Raw genomic sequence first — 21,703 nt, 5'->3', positions numbered from 1 at the left:
TCATTCTCCCTGTGCAGTGGCGTTTTTCTCGGCCCGTTTTTTTCCAAACAAGCGGGTGACCACCACAAAGAACATGGGTACAAAGAAAATGCCCAACACGGTTGCAGAAATGGTGCCGCCCAATACGCCGGTACCAATTGCGTTTTGGCTACCCGAGCCCGCACCGGTTGAGATGGCCAATGGCACTACACCCAAACCAAAGGCCAGCGACGTCATGATGATGGGGCGCAAACGCATGCGCACCGCATCCAGCGTGGCTTCCAGCAAATCACGTCCCTGATCAAATTGCTCTTTGGCAAATTCAACAATCAGAATCGCGTTTTTGGCGGACAAGCCCACTGTGGTCAACAAGGCCACCTGGAAGTACACGTCGTTGGCCAGCCCACGGCCACTGGCCGCAAGCAGGGCACCCACCACACCCAAAGGTACAATCAGCATGACTGCGAAGGGAATGGACCAGCTTTCATACAGCGCTGCCAGACACAAAAATACGATCAGCAAGGAAAGCGCGTAGAGCAGTGGTGCCTGCGAACCCGACTGCCGTTCCTCGTAGGACAAACCGGTCCACTCAATGCCCATGCCCTCAGGCAGGTTTTCTGCAATCGCCTCCATGGCGTCCATGGCGTCGCCTGAACTCATGCCGGGTGCAGCTTGCCCCTGAATTTCAACAGCGGGAAGGCCGTTGTAACGCTCAAGGCGTGGAGAGGCCATGGACCACTCTGCTGACGAGAAGTTGGAGAAGGGCACCATTTCGCCGTCGCTGTTGCGTACGTAGAACCGGTTCAGGTCTTCGGGCAACATGCGGAATGGCGCATCGGCCTGCATGTACACGCGCTTCACACGACCTCGGTCCAGAAAGTCATTGATGAAACTGCCACCCCAGGCCGAGGTGAGCGTGTCGCTGATTTCTGAAACCGTGACACCCAGTGCGCCAGCCTTGGCATTGTCAATGTCAAGCTGATATTGCGGCGTGTCGGCAGTCGCATTGGGGCGAACGCCGGTCAAAATCGGATTCTTGGCAGCCTCGCCAATCATGGTGTTTCGGGCCTGAATCAGCGCATCACGGCCCAAACCGGTGCGGTCTTGAATAAACAGGTTAAAGCCGGAAGCATTACCCAATTCCCGAATGGCTGGGGGTGCAAAGGCAAATGCCTGTGCCTCTGGCCAGCTTGCAAATTCTTTGGATGCACGTTGCACAATGCCCGCTGCCGAGTTTTCCTTGCCGGGGCGTTCGCTCCAGTCACGCAGCCTCACAAAGCCAATGCCTGAGTTTTGACCTGTGCCCGAGAAACTGAAACCTGCCACGGTGAACAGGGACTTCACATTCTCGCCTTCTTCATTCAGGAAATAGTCTTCCATCTTGGCCAGTACCTGCAGGGTTTGTTCCTGCGTGGCACCTGCCGGCAATTGCACCTGCGTGAAGAACACACCTTGGTCTTCATCGGGCAGGAATGAGGTGGGTAAGCGGGTGAACATAAAGGCGGTGACAGCCAACAGGCCACCATAAATAATCAGGTAACGGCCCGACTTGTGCAGCATGCGCCCCACCGCGCCTTGATAGCGTGCATTGCTTGCATCAAACTTGCGGTTGAACCAGCCGAAGAATCCTTTTTTCTCGTGGCTGTGACCCTTCTCAATGGGCTTGAGCATGGTGGCGCACAAGGCCGGTGTCAGCACCAGTGCAACGATCACCGACAAGGCCATGGCCGACACAATGGTGATTGAAAACTGCTTGTAAATAACGCCTGCCGAGCCCGGGAAAAACGCCATGGGCACAAACACTGCCGACAGCACCAAGCCAATACCCACCAAAGCACCGGTAATTTGATCCATCGATTTTCGTGTGGCTTCCAAAGGCGATAACCCTTCTTCGGCCATCACGCGTTCCACGTTCTCAACCACCACAATGGCGTCGTCCACCAGCAGGCCAATGGCCAACACCATGGCAAACATGGTCAGTGTGTTGATTGAAAAACCGAATGCAGAAAGCACAGCAAATGTACCCAGCAATACCACGGGCACGGCGATGGTTGGAATCAGCGTGGCTCGGAAATTTTGCAGGAACAGGTACATCACGAGGAACACGAGAATAATCGCCTCGATCAGGGTTTTGACCACGCCTTCAATCGAAATTTTTACAAATGGAGTTGTGTCGTAAGCCACATCCCATTCCATGCCTTCGGGAATCAGGGGAGTGATACGTTCCATCTCTGCGATCACGCCTTCGGCAGTGTCCAGTGCGTTGGCACCAGAGGCCAGACGAATACCGATACCCGATGCATTGCGTCCGTTCCAGCGGGGCAGAATGTTGTAGTTCTCACTGCCGTAGTCAATTCGAGCCACGTCCTTCAGGCGCACGGTGGCACCACCTTCTGTGGTGCGCAAAATAATCTGCTCGAAGTCTTCCGGTTTCTCCAGCAAAGTTTGTGCGGTGATGGTTGCAGTCAGTGTTTGACCCTTCACAGCCGGCGCACCACCCAACTCACCTGCAGACACTTGGGCGTTCTGGGCTAACACGGCATTGCGAATATCGCCTGGTGTCACCCTGAACTGATTCATTTTGTCCGGGTTCAACCAGATGCGCATGGCATAGGGGCTACCAAACACCTGCACCTCACCCACGCCGTTCACGCGGCTCATGGTGTCTTGTACGTTGGTGGTGATGAAGTCTGCCAACTCGGTGGAAGTGTATGCACCATCCACGGCTGTGAAGGCGATCACCAGCAAATAACCCGTTGAACTTTTGGTCACCTGAATACCCTGGCGTTGTACCGCATCGGGCAGCAAGGGCACGGCCAGGCTCAATTTGTTTTGAACTTGAACCTGAGCGATGTCAGGGTTGGTACCTGGTTCAAAAGTCAGCTCGATTCGCAGTCGCCCAGTGGAGTCACTGGTCGACTTCATGTAGCGGAAACCATCCAGTCCGGTCATGCGCTGTTCGATCACCTGAGTAACTGAATCTTGCAGGGTTTCTGCGGACGCACCTGGGTAGGTCGCTTGAATGGTGACTGCAGGCGGTGCAATAGCCGGGTACTGCGCCACAGGCAAGTTGAAAATGGCCAACGCGCCGGCCAGCATGATCACTATCGCGATCACCCACGCAAAAATGGGGCGATCAATAAAAAATCGGGACATGGTACTACTCCTGCCAGGCGTTATTTACTTGTTCTCAGAGTCGGAAAGGATTTCCACTTCCTGACCGGGACGAACTTTCTGGATACCTTCGACAATCAGGCGATCACCTGCTTGAAGGCCTTCTGCGATTAACCATTGGTCGCCAATGGCCCTGGCTGTTTCCACGCTGCGTTTTTCAACTTTGTTGTCTTGACCGATGATGAAGGCAGAAGGCGCACCGGTTGCATCGCGCATAATTCCCTTTTGCGGCACCAGAATACCGTCTTCGCGCACACCTTCTTCAAGCGACGCGCGAACATACATGCCTGGCAATAGCTGCAATTTCGGGTTGGGGAACACTGCGCGCAAAGTCACGGTGCCTGTGTTCTGGTCCACGGTTACATCGCTGAACTGCAACTTGCCTTCCTGTGCGTAGCTGGATCCATCTTCAAGCTTCAAAGTTACTTTGGCGGCGTCTTTACCGGCGCTTTTCAATACGCCACTTTCCAGGTCGCGCTTGAGTTGAAGCAGTTCGCTGGTCGATTGTGTCAGGTCCACATAGATGGGATCCAGTTGTTGAATGGTGGTCAGCGGGCTGGCTTGACCTTGCTGAACCAAGGCACCTGGGGTAATGCTGGATCGACCAATGCGCCCACTGATGGGGGCGGTCACCTTGGTGTAGTTCAAGTTGATTTGCGCCGATTGAACTGCGGCTTTGCCCGAGGCTACATCGGCTTCGGCCTGCTTCAAGGCTGCATAAGCATCATCACGTTCTTGCTGGCTCACGGCATTGAGCTTGGCCAGTTCCTGGAAGCGATCGTTTCGAATTTTTGCACTCGTGAGGTTGGCCTGCGCTTTTTCAAGCATGGCTTTGGCACTGGCATATTCGGCCTGGTAAGTGGATGCATCAATTTGATACAGGGAGGTGCCCGCTTTCACATCGCCACCCTCCTGAAACTGGCGTGCCTTGATAATGCCATTCACTTGGGGGCGTACCTCGGCGATGAGGTAAGGGCTGGTTCGGCCAGGCAATTCGGTGTAAAGCGACACAGGCTTTGCCGCCACCTCAAACACCCGAACTTTGGGCAAAGCGGGGGCAGCCGCGGCATTTGCACCGCCTTCTTGACTGCCGCAACCGGTCAGGGTCAACGTGCCAACAGTCAACAAGGCGCTGGTGCCCAGCGCCATTTTTCTTATATTAATCATGGTACTACCTCGAAATTAACAATGCGGGAACAGTAAGTAGACTAGAATGCTGAATGAACGTTCATTTTTTCATTGAAAAAATTTGCTGTCAAATTGGGGTTTACCACTGAGCAGGAATGAGATTTGCTCAAAAGCCCTCTTGGGCTTCTAATGTGATCAATCAGTTTTATATCAGGGGGAAAAGATTTGGACCTTTCATCAATCGTGATTGTCGGTGGTGGTGCAGGCGGCTTGGAGTTGGCCTGTAAACTCGGGCGCAAGCTGGGTCCTGACCGCGTTACCCTGATCGACGCCAAGATGTACCACATCTGGAAACCCTCGCTGCATGAAGTGGCGGCAGGCACGCTGGACATTCATCAGGAAGGTTTGTCTTATCCCATGTTGGCCCACAACAATGGTTTTAACTTTGTACTGGGTGCCATGGAGGGGTTGGATGCCCACGGCAAACAGCTTGAAATTGCTGCGGTTCGCGACGATGTGGGCGATGAGGTGTTGCCCAGGCGCGTGTTGCAGTTTGGAACGCTTGTGATTTCCGTGGGCAGTCAATCCAATTATTTTGGTGTGAAAGGTGCGCAAGACTTCACCATTTCGCTGGATGGGCCGCAACAGGCCGAGAGTTTCCGCTTGAAAATGCTCAAGCATTTGGCCACGCTTGATTTGCGCAAGAAACTGGATCCATCCGCAAGCCTGGACATTGTCATTATTGGCGCCGGTGCCACCGGTGTTGAGCTGGCCGCAGAGTTGCGCGAAGCCAGCCACGTTCACAGCCGTTATGGTTTTAGCCGGATAAACGCAGCCAGCGACGTGACCATCACCATTCTGGAAGGAGCACCCAGCATACTGCCTGTGCTGCCAGAAAGTGTGTCGAGTGCAGCCTTGCGTTTGCTCGAGCAGCGCCACATTACTGTAGTCAACAATTGCAGGGTGGTGGAAATTTCACCCAAGCAAGTAGAGGACGCCAGTGGCAACCGCTACAAGGCCGATTTGTGCGTGTGGGCCGCGGGTATTAAGGCGCCCGCTTGGTTGGCCAATTTGGGTTTGCCCGTGAACCGAAACAATCAGCTGGAAGTGGAGGGTGATTTGCGGGTCAAGGGTCAGCAGCACATTTTTTCGCTGGGTGATTGTGCGGCCTGTGTGCAACCCGATGGCAGTATGGTTCCGCCCCGTGCACAGTCTGCGCACCAGCAGGCTGACTACATTTACAAAACCATCATGAATGCAGAGCGAGGTAAGCCCGCTTTGAGCAAGCCTTACCTGTACAAAGACCATGGCTCTCTCGTATCGCTCGGTTCTCGCAGTTCCGTGGGCAGTTTGATGGGCGGATTATTCAAAGCCAGCAGCATGTTTGTGGAAGGTTTTTTTGCACGCAGCATGTACGCGAGTTTGCATTTGATGCATCACTATGCCGTGCTGGGCGGCATGAAAACTTTTTTACTCGCCATGGCGCGTTATCTGCTCAAACGCGCCACACCTCTGGTGAAGCTGCACTAAGCCCGAATCGGCGTGTTTGTGGATCAGTGGGCGCGCAGGTCGTCCACAGCAAGCCTGCCGAAATTCGGACTCAACAGGTACTGCACCAAGCGTTCACCGGTTGACTCTGGGCTGCTCAGCGAATTGCTTTTTTTTAACTGGATGAATCGTTGTTTGTTGGGGAAAAGCGATTCGTCGGTTTCCCGAATTTGTGTTTGCATGGCGGTGTCGATCACCCCGGGTGCAAGGCTGCAAATGGCAACATTCGGCAGTTGATCTTGTTGCACAGCCCGAGCATGCATGTCGAGCGCGGCCTTGGTGGCGCAATACACGCTCCAGCCCGGGTAGGCACTTTGGGCAGCGCCACTGGATATGTGCAGTATCCGAAGTTGTTGGGTGCCCAGAATTTTCCGGGCCAGCAAGGCGCTCAGGGCCAAAGGCACTGCAACATTGAGCTGAACACTTCTGGAAATATCGACAATGGTTTGCGCACTCAATGGCCCTATTGGAGACACCAGGCCCGCGTTGTTAATTAAAAGCAATTGTGTTGCGTTTGCAATGAATTTCAGCAGTTGGGGGCTGCTTTCAAGCTGCTCAAGTGCGCCGGGTTCTGCCAAATCAAGGCTGATTTGCTGAAGATCTTCGTTGTATTGCTGTTGAAGTTCAGTGTTTTGTGATCGGGAAATGCCCAATACAGCATGCCCTTGATGCAGCAGTGCGCGGGCAATACCCAAGCCCAGCCCTTTACTGTGCCCCGTCAAAATTGCTTTGATCATGGTTTTTGATTCAGTTTCAAATACAAAATGGAGCTGGCGAGCAACAATGTGACTGCGTTGGCCACCACAACAGGCCATTGCTGCACCAACAAACCGTAAACCAGCCACAGAAGCACACCCAAACAAAAACACGCGTACATGCCCAAAGAAATGCTTCGGGTGTCGCGTGTTTTCCAGCAATACACCACCTGCGGAATAAACGAAAAGGTGGTGAGTGCTGCGGCCACAAAGCCCAAAGTTTGGGCCCAATCCAGCTGCATCAGTCGGCCTGTATTTTCTGGGCTGTTTCCTTGTAGGCAGCAATGCGCCCACCGCCTATGGCGATCGCTTTGTTGATTGCTGCACGGGCTTCATTCTTGCGATCCAGCTTGATTAGCGTTTCCGCCAGGTTGTTCCAGGCATCAGCCATGTCGGGGTACACACCCACTGCCTTGCGGTAGTGCTGTTCGGCTTCCACATAACTTTTGGCCCCATAGGCCAGGTTACCTAAACCAAAATGAAACCAGGGCTCGGTGGGCCAGGTTTTCGCACCCTGTTGGTAAGCCTGCCCGGCTTTCTCAGTGTTTGAGCGCTCAAGCGCAACCGCTGAATTCAGATAGCCTTGTGCATTCACGTAGCTGGGTGGTTCGGCGGTGGTTTTAATCACGGTAAAGCCCCAGTTCTGTGAGCGTTCCCAAAGTTTCAGAAAGGTGGCCACGGGAATCAACTCACGTTCCTTCGGGCCAGAGCGCAAAATCATGCTGTTGCTGCCAGGCTCGTAACCCACCACCACGGCGTAGTGCCATTGCGGTGCAATCGGGAGTGAAAGATTCAGCAAAACCACCACCGGTGCGCCAGCATTCAGGGCGTCAAACAGGGCGGGAAGTTTGGGTTCAATTTGGTAACTCAGGTAGCCCAAACGGCGAGGTGCAGCCAGCATTTCAAGTTGCAAACTGCCTTGGCGGCCAGGCAAGTAAACCAGCTCAGCCAGTTTGTTCGGATCGGTATTTTCACCGGCATGGTTGAGCACCATGGCCAATGTTGACGGGCCGCAATAAAACTCTTCCTGTGCGAAAAACGGCACGTTTTTGAGTTCAACTGGGGCTTGAGACTGAACGGTGTTTTGAAGGTCTTGCGGGACTGTTGGCAAAATTGAACAAGAGGCCAACAGCCCTACAAGTACAGCTGAGCCCGCCAAGCGGGCCCAGGCGGTACTGGAAAAACGTAATTTCATCGAACGGAACGGGTAAACGGAAATACCTTGGTCAGGCCAAGAATGTCGGTTACCAACAAAATAATGAAGATGGTAAATAGTACACCAACAATGCCGGCACCTGCGGGTGCGTTCTCAATGTGGGCGGCCAACTTCTGGGCTTCTTCTTCTGTCATGGAATCAACACGTGCCTTGGCAACTTCAGGGCTGACGCCGTGAGCTTGCAGGGCTTTGGCAATGTCTTCACGGTCAAAGAATTGTTTGAGTTCGGAACGGTCTTGCTGATGCATGGCAACCGCTTCTTCGGTGCTCACGATTGCTGCGTGGGCTGGTGCCACAATAAAGCTGCTTGAAAAGCTCAACAAAACTGCCATTGCTGTTGCGCGCATAGTTTTAGTCATTTTATTACTCCATCATTCTTGTGTGTGGGAAAGACCATCATAGGGTTAAACAAGCGTTACCGCCTATTTATTCCGAGTCAACCAAACGAAGGCCGTTGCGTTTTAGTTGACATCACCGCAAGGAGGATTTGTGATGAAAACTCGATTGTTCAGGATTTTTTCGGCCAGTTTTGCAGTTCTGACTGGTCTTGCCTTGGCGCCCATGCAGGCTCAGGCCGTAAATATTTCAATTGGCGTAGGCGGGGAAGTGCTTCCTGGCGTATATGGCTCTGTCAATATCGACAACGGGCGCTACCCAGCTCTGGTGTATGCCGAGCCCCTCATTGTGACTCGTCCGTCACGTATTCTGGCACCGGTGTACTTGCATGTACCCCCTGGGCACCTTAAAAAATGGGGTCGCTATTGTGGACGCTATGACGCGTGTTCACGACCAGTGTATTTCGTAAGATCACGTGACTATTACGATTTCAGCCCGCGCTACATCGAACAGCGCTACGTGTACCGGGACCGAATCACGTATGTGGATCGGGGTGGTTATGATCGCGACCATTACTACGACCACAAGCACCGTGATCGCCGGGACTATGATCGGCGGGAATATCGCCGTGACTATGATCGAGATGAGCACCGTGGGCACGGCAAACACTGGAAGCATGATGATCGAGGCCATGGACATGGCAAACATGGTCGAGGTCGAGATGACTAAGTGATAAACAATAAGTTTTAGTTTCATTTCACAAAGCCGGCTGGTTCAGCCGGCTTTTGTTTTTTTACAGTCACGGGTTAATTAGTTGTAAGTAAAAAGCTTACATCGTGTAGTGGTTGGTGATGTCAATCAATTGTTTGGTTAGTTTTTGAATGCACATCGCGATAAGCTTTATCTAGTTGAAATATAAGTGAAATATTTTTCTTTTACCCAAATAAGAGGGTAAAATTCATCCTATTCATTCCTATTATTCACAGTGTTGAATGGCAAAGTGATTAAGTAATATTTTGATTAACACTTTTTGACTAACCCATTCGACAAAGACAAGCCCATCATGAAAACTCAGTCCAAATTACTTCAGCGAGGCGCGCTCATGATCGAGCTGGTGCTGACACTGCCAATTTTGCTGGCTGTGATTTTCGCGATCGTGGAGTACTCGGTGCTGTTGGGGGCCATGTTGATCATGAACAACACCACCAGTGAGGCAGCGCGGCAAGCCACCGTGTATCGCAGTGGTTTTGCAGTCGGTGATTATGAAAGCCTTGCGCAAGATGCTTTGGAAGACCTGCTGCCCACTTACGTGGGTTCTTTCCGGGAAAGCGTTGTGCCTTCCGTGAATTCGTTTGCCTGCGGCGACTCAACCTGCCTGCGGGTGCGACTCGATTATCCCAACTACAGCAGCAATCCACTGGTTGGTAATTCCTTTTTCATTCCTTTGCCTGAGAATTTGTCAGCAGAGTCCACAACACGTGTGGAGCCCAACGATGGTTAAGCCCAATTCTCTTCAATCGCAACGTGGTGCCTATTCAATTTTGACGGTGTTTGTGCTCATGATGAGCATGGGTGCCCTGGGGGTGTTGGCGGTGGGGCACATGGCTTGGGAAAAAACTCGCTTGCAAGGTGTTGCTGACCTGGTTGCCCTGACTGCCGCCCGTCAAATGGCCAACGGGCCCGAGTTTGCGGAGGCACAGGCAATTGCCCTGTCCAACGGGGTAAGCGCCAACGATGATTTGACCATTGAGTGCATTATCGACGATGCACCCACCGCTGATTGCGACAACTCCATCACCAGCCGGGTCACGATTGTTCGCCCGGTCAATGGTTTGCTTGCTTTTTTGCCGAACCGGGAAATCTCTGTGCTGGCTGAAGCCACTGTGGCACCCACTGTGGTGGGATCAGTATCCAGCGGCCTGGTCAGCATCGACAGCAATCAATCCGCATTGCTCAACGGTTTGTTAAGCGGTCTGGGTGGCGGTGCAATTAATTTGACGGTGGCCCAGTGGGGCAGCTTGTTGGGCAGCGATATCCGTGTGGATTTGTTGGCATTGTCGGCAGAATTGGGTGTTGCCAATGTGAATGATTTGCTGGCCTTGAATGTGTCGGCACTTGGGCTACTTCAAGATGCCCTGTTGGTGGGTAATGCTGATAATGCGGAAAAAATGGAAGTGGAGGGTGTTCTCAGTGCCTTGAGTGGGCCGTTGAATAACGTCAACGTGACTGTGGGTGATCTTGTGGCCCTCGATTTATCGGGTAGAACCAACACCACGCTTGATATTAACCTTGGGCAACTGGCACAGGTGACTGTGCTGAATGCAGTGGAAGGTGTGGGTTATGTATTGCCTATTTCATCGGGTTTGCTGAATCTTGATGTCGGCGTGAATATTCTGGAAGCGCCCCAGGTATTTGTGGGCCGAAAAATGCCCTACAAAGACCCGATCGCCACGGGCCGAACAGCACAAGTTGCCTTGGATGTTCGTATTCGTCAGCCTTTGAATATCAACCTGGCGCTTGTTAGTTTGAGTGCGCTTGATCTAGGGCTTCAACTGCGTGTGGCGGGTGGCCTGGCCGAGGTAAATGAATTGACATGCCGGTATCCGCGCTCAAGCAACAACATGGTGATGACGGTTGTACCCGCAGTGGCGGAAGTATGCATTTCGGACAGCGCGAGTAATCTGAACACCACCGTGGGTGCGCTGGAATGTGGTGCACCGGCCGATATTCTTGACGTGAATTTTTTGGGTTTGGTGAATGCCGGCGTTACTTTGGCCGCCGAGACCAGTTTGCGCTCTGACCCAGTTCAGCACAGTTTTAACGGGGTAGCGCCTTTCAGTGAAACGATTGAATTGAGCGTGGGCGAGACACTGGGCAATTTGCTGCAAAACACAGAATTGGACCTTGGTATTGACCTTCCATTTGTGGGGCCACTGATAAGTGGCGTTGTGAACGGTTTGGTGAACTTGTTGCTGAATGCGCTTGAACCTGTCTTGAGTCCTATCCTGGGGCTTGTGGGCAATATTCTCGATGGTTTGCTACAGGTGTTGGGCGTGGATTTAAATACGGTCACCGTGAATGTGGATTCCATGGACTGTCAAAGCGTAGTTTTAACGCGTTGAAATCTATATCAGTCCACGGGTACGGCATCGTTTTTTTGGAGGCCGTAGACGGCCGCCAATGCTGTGCCGGCCAACACCACCAAACCGCCGAACAAAGTGTGCCAACCCACGGTTTCACCTAGAAAAAGGTTGCCCCACAGCACGCCGAATACCGGAGTTAAAAAGGTGACGGTGAGTGCCGAGGTAGGCCCAATGTCCATCACCAGCCTGAAGTACAGCAGGTAAGCCACACCACTGCACAACACACCCACACCCAGAATGGCCAGCCAGCTGCTCATTGCAGGCATTTGCTCAGGCAGGTAAAACGGTACAAAGGGCATCAAAATAAACGAACCCATCAGCAAGCAACCAAACGCGTTGGTGAGCGGGTCAATGTCACTGCCCAGGTATTTCGCCATGTTGGTGGCAATGCCATAGCAAGCCGCAGCGCCCAGTGCCGCAGTTACACCCAGCCCAGTGCCTTCTGTGTTCAGGGTTGCCGCATCAAAACCCACAATAATTGCCACACCCAGTAAGCCCAAAACAAGCCCAAGTAAGGCCATGGGCGAGGGCACGGCGCGTGTCCATACCAAGGCAACAAGCGCAGCCCAAATTGGAGCGGTGGCGTTGATAATTACCAGTACCGATGCAGTGACCGTGAATGACGCGTAGGCCACCAAAGTGAAAGGCAAGGCGGAGGCAAATACGGCAATTACAGCAATTAACTTCCATCGCTTTGCAACTTGGGTTTGCTTGCGGGTGAGTGCAAAAAGCCCACCCAGAAACAGTGCGCCGAACACCACCCGAAGTGCCGCCATAAAAGCGGGCGCCATGTCGGCTGCCGCGATTTTATAGAACACAAAAGAAGAACCCCAGATCATGGACAGCAACAATAATCGCAGTGCACTGGCTTGACTCATGGTTTTCAGCAGGTGGTGAGTGAATGCGCAAGTATGCTTAAATTGGTGGTCTCCATGCAGGGATTCGAGAACAATTCTCAAAAATTTTGAACATTTTTGAGCAACGGCGCTCAAAGTGGGCTGTGCAAAGAAGCAGCAGTCAAAGGACTAACAATGTGGTTGGTGAAGTACGCATTGCGAAGACCCTATTCCATGGGCGCGTTGGCGATTCTCGTGTTCATTCTGGGTTTCTCATCCCTTCGGCAATTGCCGGTCGATATTCTTCCTGAAGTTAAAACGCCTGTTGTGAATGTGGTGTGGACCTACCAAGGTTTGAACGCGCGCGAGATGGCGACGAAAATAACCTCATTCTCCGAGTTGGCCCTGTTGAATAACGTGGACAACGTGAAGGAAATTTCTTCAGAAACGTTCAATGGCGTTGGACTGGTTCGGGTGGTGTTTCAAAACAACGTGGAAATTGATGTGGCTTTGTCCCAGGTCGGGGCAATTTCACAAACTATCTTGCGCCGAATGCCGGCTGGCACCAGCCCGCCCATTGTGGTTCGCAACTCCTTGTCCAGCCGGCCCATCCTTAGCATGGTGGTGTCTTCCGACACGCTCAGTCAAAGCCAATTGGCCGATTATGCCCGCATTCAGTTGCGCGGGCAGGTGCAAAGTATTGGTGGTATGCGGCTAACCTTGCCGTATGGCGGTGCAACCCGCCAGATCATGATTGATTTGAAGCCCGATGCACTCCCAGCCTTCGGGCTTTCCGCTGCCGATGTGGCACAGGCTGTGAACCAGCAAAACCTCACCCTGCCTTCAGGCAATGTGCGGGAAGGCATGCGCGACATGCAAATTTCCGTGGATGCAAGCCCGGAAAGTGCCGAGGTGTTTGCCAACCTGCCGATCAGCGCGAGGGATGGCCGAATCATCAAGCTTCGTGATGTGGCCGATGTGCGCGATGGAGGTGCCATTCAAACCAACCTGACCCGGGTGGACGGCAGCAGCGCCGTGCTGGTGTCGATGATCAAAATTGGCGATGCGTCCACCACTGAAATCATCGAGAAAGTGAAGGAACGGTTGCCGGAAATTCAAGCCGCTGCCCCAGCAGGTGCGAAAATCACACCCATTTTCGATCAGTCCATTTTCGTTCAAAGTGCGGTAGACATTATCGCCAAGGAAATTCTGATCGTGGGTTTTCTGGTGGGCCTGGTGGTGTTCATTTTTCTGGGGTCGATCAAATCCAGCCTCATTGTTCTGGTGTCGATTCCACTTTCACTGTTCGTCGCGGTGATTGCAGTCAAACTGACAGGGCATACCCTGAACCTGATGAGCCTGGCGGGTCTTGCCCTTGCGGTGGGTATTCTGGTGGACAACGCCATGGTTGAAATTGAAAACATCAACCGCAATATTGGGCTGGGGCTGAATGCACCGCAGGCCGCATTGGCGGGGGCCAAACAAGTGGCGTTCCCTGAATTCGTGTCTACCCTGTCCACCTGTATTGTGTTTACGCCCATTTTCTTGCTGGAGGGCATTGCGGGTTATGTGTTCCAGCCATTGGCCATCACAGTGATTGCTGCATTGGCGGCGTCGTACTTCTTTTCGAGAACGGTGGTGCCCACCTTGGCTGCGCTGAATCTCGGCAAGAACGACAAGCACTACAAGGGTTTTCACAAACTTGAAGCATCCATCGACCGTTTGGGTGACGGCATTGCCAACCGACTGCCTGCCTTGCGCGCCAAGTGGCCTGTAGTGGCCCTGGTGGTGGTGTTGGTTGTGGCGAGTGCGGGTACTTTGCTGGCCATCAGCCCGCAGCAGTATTTCCCGCGCACCGATGCGGGCTTATTGAAGCTGTACGTGCGCGGCCCTGCAGGCACGCGTGTGGAGGAAACTGCCAACAAGTTTGCACAGGTCCAAACCAGCATTCGAGAATTGATTCCTGAAGATGAAGTTAAGCAGATCGTGGAATTGATCGGGCAGCCCGACCCGGTCAACATGTCTTGGGTAGATACCATGACCATTGGCAGTTTCGATGGTGAAATGCTGATTGAACTGAGCCCGAAAAAGGCCAGCACGTTTGAGTATCAAACTTTGCTGCGCAAAGAACTGACTGAACGTTATCCCGATTTCAAGTTTTTGTTTTTGCCTGCTGACATTACCAATCAAACCTTGTCGGGCCTAACACCCACCTCGGCTGAAATTCGGGTGATTGGAAGGGATGTGCCTGGCAATATGGGCATTGCGCAAGAGCTGCTCAAGAAATTGAATGGGTCTGAAGACATCAGTGATTTGATGTTGAGACAGGTGGGCAATTTGCCGGAGTACGTGGTGTCGATTGATCGAGACCGTGCCCTTGCCTTGGGCATTACTTCGGCCGATGCCTTGCAAACCTTGTTGGGTGTGTTGGGCACAGGCGGCACGGTCGCACCCAGTTATTGGTCCGATCCCCGCGCGGGTATTTCGTACGTGGTGCAGGTGCAAGCACCGTTGCAAACCATTAACTCGGCCGAAGATTTGCTTCGTTTGCCAATTACCACGCCCGGCGGAGAAAGCATTCAACTGGGCGCGATAGCAACCATCACACCACGCACCGTGCCGGCCACGGTGGTGCGTTCTACCCTGCAGCCAGTGGTGAGCGTGCTGGCCAATGCGCCTGGGGCAAATTTAAGGGTTCTCGCCGAGCAATCCCAAAAGGCGGTGGCAGATTTGCAATCGCGTTTGAAACCGGGCAACAAAATAGAAATTAACGGCCAGGCCACGGCGATGACCGAGGCCTTCAGGGAACTGGCGGTTGGATTGCTGGGTGCCTTGGCCTTGATTGTGCTGGTGATGGTGTTCAACTTTCAATCGTGGGTTTTGCCTTTTGTGGCCTTGAGCAGTTTGCCAGTGGCGCTGTCCGGTGCGGTGGCTGCCTTGTATGTCACCGGAACACCGATCAGTGTTCCCGCGCTTATGGGTTTGATCATGACCATGGGTATCACCACGGCCAACAGCGTGTTGCTAACCTCGTTTGCGCGTGATGCCTGGGTGCAGGGCATGGGTGCCTGGGATGCCGCATTGCAAACCGTGCGCCAGCGCATTCGCCCAATTTTGATGACTGCCTTGACGATGATTGTGGGCTTGATACCGATGGCCACTGCGCTGGGGCAGGGCGCTGAGCAAAATGCGCCATTGGCCCGCGCGGTGATTGGTGGATTGATGACAGGCTCGGTGGCTACCTTGATTTTGGTGCCTTTGATTTTCACATTTGCAATGAAAAACGCAGTACCCGGCAAACCGCTGGTTGAGGAGTAAATAGTGAGTAAAACAAGCGTGAATAAAACAAGTGTGAGCAAACCGTTTTTAATTGCAGCCACTGCCACAGTACTGGTGGCAGCGGGCGCTGGTTTTGTGTATTGGGGGCAGGACGCAAAAGCGAATTTAAAACCTGCTCAAGATCAGGTAAGCATGCCTGTGGTGAATGTGGTGCAACCTGCGTTATCGCAGGCCAGCAGTGAAATTCAATTTTCAGCAAGGCTTGCTCCTTCTCGCGAGGCCAGTTTGTTTGCCCGCAGTTCAGGTTTTGTGGAGGCACGCTATGCCGACATTGGCACACGTGTCAAAGCGGGTGAAGTACTTGCACGTATTTCAGCACCCGAATTGGAGGCTTCGCTGAATTCTGCACGGGCGGCACTGAATCAACGCGAAGCAGAATTGCTGCTTGCAACACGCAATCGCGAGCGGGTTGAGCCTTTGGGTACTGCGGGTGCAGTGTCGGCCCAACAGGTTGATGAGTTGATGGGCATTGAAGAAGTGGCCAAAGCCAATTTGAATGCTGCAAAAGCGGAGGTGGCCCGCTTGCAAAGTGAATTGACCTACCTGACCTTGAAGGCACCCTTTGATGGTGTAATCACCGAGCGCAACATTGACCGGGGCGACAGGGTGAGCCCAAACGACACACGCATGCTTTACCGAATCATCAACAGCGATGTGATTCGGGTGCAGGTGGATGTGCCGCAACCCCAGTTGTTTCGCATTGAGCAGGCCAGCAAAGCCAGCCTGATTATTGCAGAGCGCCCGGGCCAAATGATTGCCGTGAATTTCAAGCGATCTTCTCAGGAATTGCGTGCAGACACAGGCACCGTGCGCATTGAATACGAGTTTGATAACCGTGAACTGGCCTTACCTGCCGGTTTGAATGCCAGTTTGAAAATTGAATCAAACGGCAAAGGCAAAAGCGTCACAGTGCCTGCCAACACCATTGTGTATCGGGATGGTGGCGCTACTTTGGTGGTGTTGAATGCCGACAACCAGGTTGAGTTCAGGAAAATTACCTTGGGTAAAAATTTCCCGACCACGGTGGAGGTAGTTCAGGGTGTAAGCGTTCAGGACCGCGTAGTCGTGAACCCCAACGCTTTGTTGAAACCAGGGCAGCAGGTGGAAGTGGCGAAGCCCGCAGCAAGCTGAAAGCCTTGACCTATTCAATTCACTAGTGTGCTTCGTCTTCCATGCGCTTGCGAAATTCAATGGTGTCGCCATCGGCCAGCAGCTGAGTAATTTTAAGTGGTGCACCGGTGGCATCGAGTGTCAGCAAGCCGACTCCACTGCCGTTGACCAAGCGCTCACCACGACTGCCGTGATCGGGTTTGCGCGGCACAATGCGCATTTTTCGGCGTTTGGTAAACCAGTTCAAAGGTGACCACGGGGCATATAACCAGCGATTCATGCGGTCAAGAACATCGAGCAGTTTGCGCGGAAATTCATTTCTAAAACCGCTGCTGGTAATTTGCCAAATGTTGGGGCTGTTTTTCTTGCTGCGAAGTTCCACTTCATAAGCGAATGAATAGTGCACATCGCCAGAAAGAATCACAAAATTTTGGGGCGTTTTGCCGTGCCGGAATAAATTCAGCAGTGTATTCGCGGCGCCTCGATGCGCCATCCAGTTTTCGGCATCTACCATCAAGGGTTTGCCAAACCAGGTGAACACTTTTTGTATGGTTTCAATCAATTTGACGCCGAATATTGGGGCTGGTGACACCAGCAACACAGCATCATGACCCAGCAGCCGTTGTTGTAACTCGGACAGCGATTCCCAGTCCATCAGCCCGGAAGGGTGTGCAGGGTTGAATTCCGACCGCCAGCGGTTGGTTCGCGTATCAATCACCATCAGAGCAGGTTTGGTGTCCCACTTGTATTGCCAGCCGCGAAAGGCAATCAATTCGGAAATCAAATCTTCATGCGCTTCCTCACCGGGCAATTGCAGCGCCTCATCGCAGCGCTTCATCATGTCATCAGAAAAGTTCTCTGGTGCATTGCCCCAGGCCTGGCAAACCAGGTAGGCCACGAGCGCATTGCCGATGATCCGGCGGGAGAATGGCTCACCGTAAGCGGTCTCTTCCCACTCGGCACTCAGGTTCCAGTCGTCGGTGATGTCGTGGTCGTCGAACATCATGGCCACGGGTATGTGGGCCATCAAGCGGTGCACACAGTCCAATTCCGCGACGAACTCCTCCATCGCTTCCAGTTGTGCTTCATAGCGTTCTGCAAATTCGGTGGGCACTTCCGGTGGGATGGTCATGTCTGTGTAGCGCCAGGGAATGGGCGACCACACCAACAGGTACATGGCCATGACTTCGGACAGGGAGATCAAATGGTTTCGGGCACTGTCAGTGGTGAACACCGGTTTTTTCACACCCGTAAACAGCACGGTGCGAATGTCTTTGTTGGCCCTGGTTTTTGGCAACAATTGATCTCGCGTGTAATAGTGCGGCTGGTCGCGGTGCAGGGTATGGCTGCTGTGCAGTTGGGTACCCGGCAAAGGCTCGGCTGGCGAATTCAATTCATCCAATAAGCGGTGTATGGCCACCAGCATGGGGCCTGCTACGTCGTCGGTGTAAATTTGATCGCCACCCATCATCAGCAGTGCTGGCCATTCAGTGGGGGTGGTGACCAGTTCCAGCAAGTGTTGGTCGGCCCGAACCAGGCCATCACCGGCCGAGCTGCCTTCCTTGCGCGCATAATGCGGCTTGCGGCAAGAACCGTGCAGTACGCTGCGAACCTGGCTGTGAATGACAAACCCCAGCGTGCTTCTGCCCGGGTAAAGCAAGTGTGGCGCTTCCTGGGTCAGGTTGATCCATTCGCCATCTGCCCCATGTTTGTAACTCAGTTCATAACCCACCCAGGTGTCGGCCGGCAGAGGCATGTTCAAGGGCAGGTCAATCAGGTGAATGTAATAGTGCTCCGCCACTTTCAATTCACGGCAATGCCCACGAATTTCATGCACCTGCGAATCGTGTTTGTCCGGGAACAGGGCAAGCCGCCATTGCACGGGTTGCGATGTGGCCAACCACAAAGTGATTCGCTCGCTTTGCATGCGACGCAACACGGGGCCAGCCAGAAGGGTGTTGATGCTCATACTGCGATTGGGGTGAGGTGTAAGAATAATGCACAAACCCTACCAACGTTTAGCTAGTAATTTGGTGGACAGCCCACACATGGGTTACCCCTTGCAAGCCTCCAAGGCGGCAGGTTTGCTGCCTGCTTTTTGAATGCAGGTTTTCAGGCTATCCAGATTGGGCAGGGATTTGCAGTGGGGCACATCGACCATCGGCTGTGTGCTGTTAAAGCCGCAAGCGTAAAAGGATGTCACCGGATTCACCGATTTGTTGATCACCTTGTTACACACCGGTTTCAGGTTGTCGTTGACCCAATTGTCGTAGGTACTTGACTCGTTCTCGAATTCGGCTTTGTCTGCATTCAACTGGTCAGCCTGAAGGTTAAAGGTGTTCACCGCTTCATTGAAATTCGCAACTGCCTTTTGATCGGGCTTGCCCGCATCCAGTTTGGCTTTCTGGTTTTGCAAGGCAACGCGCCGCTCGCTTAAGAGTTTCTCGCTGCCACGCAGGTCGCTGGCCCGTTGCTCCAGTGTGTTGAACCGCTTCAGGCCCTGCTGTTCGAGTTGTAAACAGGCCCGCAAGTCGCTTTCATTTGCCTGTTCCGGGGCTGGAGTTTGAGCTTGCAAGGCGGGGCAGGCCAAGAGCATCAGTAATGTGCCGATTTTGGCTTTGGACATAGGCATGTTGACCATCCATGTGAACCGCAAGGCCCTGATCGTAGCAGATCAATCGGCAAATTAAATCGCTGTATCAATTGATTAAATAAGTAAGAATAATTATCATTACTGTTCATTAAAAAAATATGAGCGTTCAGCAATGAATAAGGTCGGCAGTCTCAACTACTGGGTTGTGAATCGGGTGTTGTCAGCGCTACTGGGCGGCTATGCATTCACGTGGGGCTTTTCATCCTTGGGCATCGCCGGCCTTGCCGCGCTCGGTGTTGATTTTCATGAGGCCGAAACCGGTATTTTGATGCTTGCATTTCTGGTGTTTCTGGGCGTTTTTCTGTGGGCTTTTGCCAGCAGCAGTGTGGCCCGTGTGTGGGCTGTGTTGGCAGGGGGTGGGGTGTTGATGACCCTGTCGGCCTGGTTGATTCAGCAAAGCATGCTGTCTTGAAGGGGAAGGTTGGTGTTCAGTAATTTTCGATTGTCCATGACCTGGGTTCACACCTGGTTTGGTTTGGTGTTGGGCTTTGTGTTGATGGTCTGTTTTTTCTTCGGATCGTTGTCGGTATTTGATCGGGAAATTGACCGTTGGGCCATTCCTGAAACGCGGTTCGACGCGCAGCCCATGCCGTCTTTTGACAAGGTGTTGCTGCCTGCTTTGCAGCAACTCGAGCCTGATGAGGTGGACTACGCCACCAACATGCCCAAGCTGCACGACCCCGCCAAGGGCGAGATGACACCGCGCACCGAATTGCCGGTGGACGAATATTGGGCTTATGTTACCCACCGCGACCCTGTTTTGGCGGCCGGTGTGGGTTATGGCGTGCCTTTGGCGAAAAACCCGGAAGACCACAACCACATTCACAAGAATGTGACGCTGGACCCCCGAACTGGCGCGGTGTTGCCTGATGACAAATTGAAAATTGGCAGCCACTGGTTTTACCCCATGCACTACAGCTTGCAGTTGAAGTGGAAAAACCTGGGTATCTGGATTGTGGGTTTGGCTGCACTGATGATGCTCGCGGCCTTGGTCACCGGTGTCATCGTGCACCGCAAGGTATTCCGCGAGTTTTTCACCTTCCGGCCCTGGAAGCGAACACAACGTGCCAGCCTTGATTTGCACAATTTGACTGGTGTGGTGGCGCTGCCTTTTCATTTCTTTTTTGCATTCACGGGTTTGGTTATTTTTGCCAGTTTTTATTTTTTGCCGGTGACCAGCACCCTGCTTGACCCCCTGCACAAGCAACATGAAATTCACGAGGCGGCCACAACCGGTTTGCCGCACGATGCAGCGGGTGTGCCAGGCACCATGAGTAGTGTGGATGCAATGGTTGAGGAGGCAAAACGCCGGTGGGCAGCCCGTGACATGGCGGGTGAGGTCGGTTTTCTCGTAATGCACCACGTAGGCGATGCCAACAGTTATGTGAGCATTTACCGCGCTGGCAGTGACCGCGTGGCCTTGGTGGGCGAGGGCATTCATTTTAAAACCAGCACGGGTGAAGTGCTCAGCGAAGACCCGCCACGCACGCCGGTATCTGAGGTGAATGAGTTCCTGACGGGCTTGCATTTGCAGCACTTTGAGCACTGGTTCTTGCGTTGGCTGTATGTGTTGGGTGGCTTGCTCGGTGCCGTGTGTATTGCGACTGGTTTTATTTTTTTCGTCGAAAAACGAAAATCCCAACATGCAAAAAGCGGCAGCAATGGCAGTCGTGTGGTCGATTCATTGGCCGTTACTACAGTGACCGGCATGGTGATGGCCGCAGTCGGTATGCTGGTCATCAATCGAATTTTGCCAGCCGACCTATTGGGCAAGGCCGATTGGGAAAAAGCTGCATTCTGGACTGTGTGGGGCCTTAGCTTTGTTCATGCTTACGTTCGCAGTGCGCCTGTTGCAAATGGTTTGTTCAACCCGGCCTGGCGTGAGCAATGCTGGGGAGTAGTAGCACTCAGTATTTCAGCGGTTCTGTTGAACTGGGCCACCACTGGCGACCATTTGATCAAAACAGTGTTCACTGACACGTATTGGCCTGTCGCAGGCGTTGATTTGAGCCTGATGGCGTGTGCCGTGATGAGCGGCTGGGCGGCATTGAAACTTGCACGCCGAGAGCGTGGTGCGGATGTGCCGGTTGGTAAAACTGAAAAACAATCTGGATCTGACACGGGTGAGGTGGCCCATGCCTGAGGCATTTTATTTAACTGCCGCCGCTTTGCTCAGCCTGGCGGGCATGGCGTGGTTGGCCTTGTCCATGGATGTGCATTGGGCACAGGTGAAGCAGATTCCCTTGGCCGATAGCCAACCACCTCGAACGGTGTTGAAACTGTTGGGTTATCTTGCCCTTGTTGTGTCACTGGTGGTGTGCCTTGTTGCAGATCGACCTTCGATTGCGGCACTGGTGTGGATCATGTTGATGGTTGGCGCTGCTGTGACGGTGGCCCTACTTTTAGCCAACAAGCCGCGCATGGTGAAATCATTCTGGCCTTTTTAGGCATGCTCAAAAAAGCTGTCAATAAAAAAGCCCGCAGAT

The 21,703-nt window shown here is 53.1% G+C and carries 18 protein-coding genes; 9 read left to right on the top strand and 9 right to left on the bottom strand.

Annotated features, from left to right (window positions below; genetic code table 11):
• Positions 1 to 3,135, bottom strand: a complete 3,135-nt coding sequence (locus PY990_RS04375; protein ID WP_275270572.1) for an efflux RND transporter permease subunit — start codon at positions 3,133 to 3,135, stop codon at positions 1 to 3.
• Between the two features lie 24 nt (positions 3,136 to 3,159).
• On the bottom strand, positions 3,160 to 4,320 hold the full coding sequence (locus PY990_RS04370; RefSeq protein WP_275270571.1) for an efflux RND transporter periplasmic adaptor subunit: 1,161 nt from the start codon (positions 4,318 to 4,320) through the stop codon (positions 3,160 to 3,162).
• 186 nt (positions 4,321 to 4,506) lie between these two features.
• Between PY990_RS04370 and PY990_RS04365 the strand changes: the two genes are divergently transcribed.
• On the top strand, positions 4,507 to 5,811 hold the full coding sequence (locus tag PY990_RS04365; protein WP_275270570.1) for an NAD(P)/FAD-dependent oxidoreductase: 1,305 nt from the start codon (positions 4,507 to 4,509) through the stop codon (positions 5,809 to 5,811).
• A 23-nt stretch (positions 5,812 to 5,834) separates the two neighbouring features.
• Here PY990_RS04365 and PY990_RS04360 read toward each other — a convergent pair whose 3' ends face one another.
• From PY990_RS04360 to PY990_RS04345, 4 genes are read right to left on the bottom strand one after another with little or no spacing between them, the layout of a single operon-like run.
• Positions 5,835 to 6,566: an SDR family oxidoreductase gene (locus tag PY990_RS04360; RefSeq protein WP_275270569.1), complete on the bottom strand. Its 732-nt coding sequence runs from the start codon at positions 6,564 to 6,566 to the stop codon at positions 5,835 to 5,837.
• Positions 6,563 to 6,826, bottom strand: a complete 264-nt coding sequence (locus PY990_RS04355; protein WP_008252246.1) for a SemiSWEET transporter — start codon at positions 6,824 to 6,826, stop codon at positions 6,563 to 6,565. Before PY990_RS04355 ends, PY990_RS04360 begins: the two co-directional genes overlap by 4 nt.
• A complete protein-coding gene (locus PY990_RS04350) occupies positions 6,826 to 7,779 on the bottom strand; it encodes a PA2778 family cysteine peptidase (RefSeq protein ID WP_275270568.1) in 954 nt (317 codons plus the stop codon). The genes PY990_RS04355 and PY990_RS04350 overlap by 1 nt, the downstream gene beginning before the upstream one ends.
• Positions 7,776 to 8,159, bottom strand: coding sequence for a PA2779 family protein (locus PY990_RS04345; RefSeq protein WP_275270567.1), 384 nt, complete (start codon positions 8,157 to 8,159; stop codon positions 7,776 to 7,778). Before PY990_RS04345 ends, PY990_RS04350 begins: the two co-directional genes overlap by 4 nt.
• Before the next feature lie 133 nt (positions 8,160 to 8,292).
• Between PY990_RS04345 and PY990_RS04340 the strand changes: the two genes are divergently transcribed.
• The 3 genes from PY990_RS04340 (at position 8,293) to PY990_RS04330 (ending at position 11,258) form a co-directional block, all read left to right on the top strand.
• Positions 8,293 to 8,865: a hypothetical protein gene (locus PY990_RS04340; RefSeq protein ID WP_275270566.1), complete on the top strand. Its 573-nt coding sequence runs from the start codon at positions 8,293 to 8,295 to the stop codon at positions 8,863 to 8,865.
• Positions 8,866 to 9,166: 301 nt separating this feature from the next.
• Positions 9,167 to 9,637 (top strand): TadE/TadG family type IV pilus assembly protein, encoded by a 471-nt coding sequence (locus PY990_RS04335; RefSeq protein ID WP_275270565.1) that lies wholly within the window; start codon positions 9,167 to 9,169, stop codon positions 9,635 to 9,637.
• Positions 9,630 to 11,258, top strand: a complete 1,629-nt coding sequence (locus PY990_RS04330) for a pilus assembly protein TadG-related protein (RefSeq protein ID WP_275270564.1) — start codon at positions 9,630 to 9,632, stop codon at positions 11,256 to 11,258. The genes PY990_RS04335 and PY990_RS04330 overlap by 8 nt, the downstream gene beginning before the upstream one ends.
• An 8-nt stretch (positions 11,259 to 11,266) precedes the next feature.
• On the opposite strand, the gene PY990_RS04325 is transcribed toward PY990_RS04330, so the two are convergent.
• The gene (locus PY990_RS04325) at positions 11,267 to 12,157 is read right to left on the bottom strand and encodes a DMT family transporter (protein ID WP_275270563.1); all 891 of its coding nucleotides are present in this window, start codon (positions 12,155 to 12,157) and stop codon (positions 11,267 to 11,269) included.
• 153 nt (positions 12,158 to 12,310) lie between these two features.
• Between PY990_RS04325 and PY990_RS04320 the strand changes: the two genes are divergently transcribed.
• Together PY990_RS04320 and PY990_RS04315 are read left to right on the top strand one after the other, a co-directional pair.
• Positions 12,311 to 15,433, top strand: coding sequence for an efflux RND transporter permease subunit (locus PY990_RS04320; protein WP_275270562.1), 3,123 nt, complete (start codon positions 12,311 to 12,313; stop codon positions 15,431 to 15,433).
• A 3-nt stretch (positions 15,434 to 15,436) separates the two neighbouring features.
• Positions 15,437 to 16,585, top strand: a complete 1,149-nt coding sequence (locus PY990_RS04315; protein ID WP_275270561.1) for an efflux RND transporter periplasmic adaptor subunit — start codon at positions 15,437 to 15,439, stop codon at positions 16,583 to 16,585.
• 22 nt (positions 16,586 to 16,607) lie between these two features.
• Here the strand turns inward: PY990_RS04315 and PY990_RS04310 are convergent, their stop codons facing one another.
• Complete coding sequence (locus PY990_RS04310) at positions 16,608 to 18,533, bottom strand: alkaline phosphatase D family protein (RefSeq protein ID WP_275270560.1); 1,926 nt, start codon at positions 18,531 to 18,533, stop codon at positions 16,608 to 16,610.
• An 84-nt stretch (positions 18,534 to 18,617) separates the two neighbouring features.
• Positions 18,618 to 19,196: a hypothetical protein gene (locus tag PY990_RS04305; RefSeq protein ID WP_275270559.1), complete on the bottom strand. Its 579-nt coding sequence runs from the start codon at positions 19,194 to 19,196 to the stop codon at positions 18,618 to 18,620.
• A gap of 133 nt (positions 19,197 to 19,329) precedes the next feature.
• On the opposite strand from PY990_RS04305, the gene PY990_RS04300 reads away from it, so the two are divergent.
• The 3 genes from PY990_RS04300 to PY990_RS04290 are packed head-to-tail and all read left to right on the top strand — an operon-like array spanning position 19,330 to position 21,664.
• Positions 19,330 to 19,629, top strand: coding sequence for an iron uptake protein (locus PY990_RS04300; protein WP_275270558.1), 300 nt, complete (start codon positions 19,330 to 19,332; stop codon positions 19,627 to 19,629).
• 12 nt (positions 19,630 to 19,641) lie between these two features.
• Positions 19,642 to 21,360, top strand: a complete 1,719-nt coding sequence (locus tag PY990_RS04295) for a PepSY-associated TM helix domain-containing protein (RefSeq protein ID WP_275270557.1) — start codon at positions 19,642 to 19,644, stop codon at positions 21,358 to 21,360.
• Positions 21,353 to 21,664 (top strand): DUF3325 domain-containing protein, encoded by a 312-nt coding sequence (locus PY990_RS04290; RefSeq protein WP_275270556.1) that lies wholly within the window; start codon positions 21,353 to 21,355, stop codon positions 21,662 to 21,664. Before PY990_RS04295 ends, PY990_RS04290 begins: the two co-directional genes overlap by 8 nt.
• The last annotated feature ends 39 nt before the right edge of the window (positions 21,665 to 21,703 follow it).

The sequence above is a fragment of the Limnobacter olei genome, assembly GCF_029087225.1.
Lineage (GTDB): Bacteria > Pseudomonadota > Gammaproteobacteria > Burkholderiales > Burkholderiaceae_B > Limnobacter > Limnobacter olei.
Note: the sequence above shows the minus strand (reverse complement) of the source record. Positions and strands in the feature narration are given on the sequence as shown.

Excerpts from the sequence above, each read along its gene's own strand:
- PY990_RS04350 (WP_275270568.1), bottom strand. The coding sequence starts at position 7,779 with ATGAAATTACGTTTTTCCAGTACCGCCTGGGCCCGCTTGGCGGGCTCA.
- PY990_RS04360 (WP_275270569.1), bottom strand. The coding sequence starts at position 6,566 with ATGATCAAAGCAATTTTGACGGGGCACAGTAAAGGGCTGGGCTTGGGT.
- PY990_RS04330 (WP_275270564.1), top strand. The coding sequence starts at position 9,630 with ATGGTTAAGCCCAATTCTCTTCAATCGCAACGTGGTGCCTATTCAATT.
- PY990_RS04320 (WP_275270562.1), top strand. The coding sequence starts at position 12,311 with ATGTGGTTGGTGAAGTACGCATTGCGAAGACCCTATTCCATGGGCGCG.
- PY990_RS04325 (WP_275270563.1), bottom strand. The coding sequence starts at position 12,157 with ATGAGTCAAGCCAGTGCACTGCGATTATTGTTGCTGTCCATGATCTGG.
- PY990_RS04375 (WP_275270572.1), bottom strand. The coding sequence starts at position 3,135 with ATGTCCCGATTTTTTATTGATCGCCCCATTTTTGCGTGGGTGATCGCG.
- PY990_RS04310 (WP_275270560.1), bottom strand. The coding sequence starts at position 18,533 with ATGAGCATCAACACCCTTCTGGCTGGCCCCGTGTTGCGTCGCATGCAA.
- PY990_RS04300 (WP_275270558.1), top strand. The coding sequence starts at position 19,330 with ATGAATAAGGTCGGCAGTCTCAACTACTGGGTTGTGAATCGGGTGTTG.
- PY990_RS04345 (WP_275270567.1), bottom strand. The coding sequence starts at position 8,159 with ATGACTAAAACTATGCGCGCAACAGCAATGGCAGTTTTGTTGAGCTTT.
- PY990_RS04340 (WP_275270566.1), top strand. The coding sequence starts at position 8,293 with ATGAAAACTCGATTGTTCAGGATTTTTTCGGCCAGTTTTGCAGTTCTG.
- PY990_RS04305 (WP_275270559.1), bottom strand. The coding sequence starts at position 19,196 with ATGCCTATGTCCAAAGCCAAAATCGGCACATTACTGATGCTCTTGGCC.
- PY990_RS04355 (WP_008252246.1), bottom strand. The coding sequence starts at position 6,826 with ATGCAGCTGGATTGGGCCCAAACTTTGGGCTTTGTGGCCGCAGCACTC.
- PY990_RS04370 (WP_275270571.1), bottom strand. The coding sequence starts at position 4,320 with ATGATTAATATAAGAAAAATGGCGCTGGGCACCAGCGCCTTGTTGACT.
- PY990_RS04290 (WP_275270556.1), top strand. The coding sequence starts at position 21,353 with ATGCCTGAGGCATTTTATTTAACTGCCGCCGCTTTGCTCAGCCTGGCG.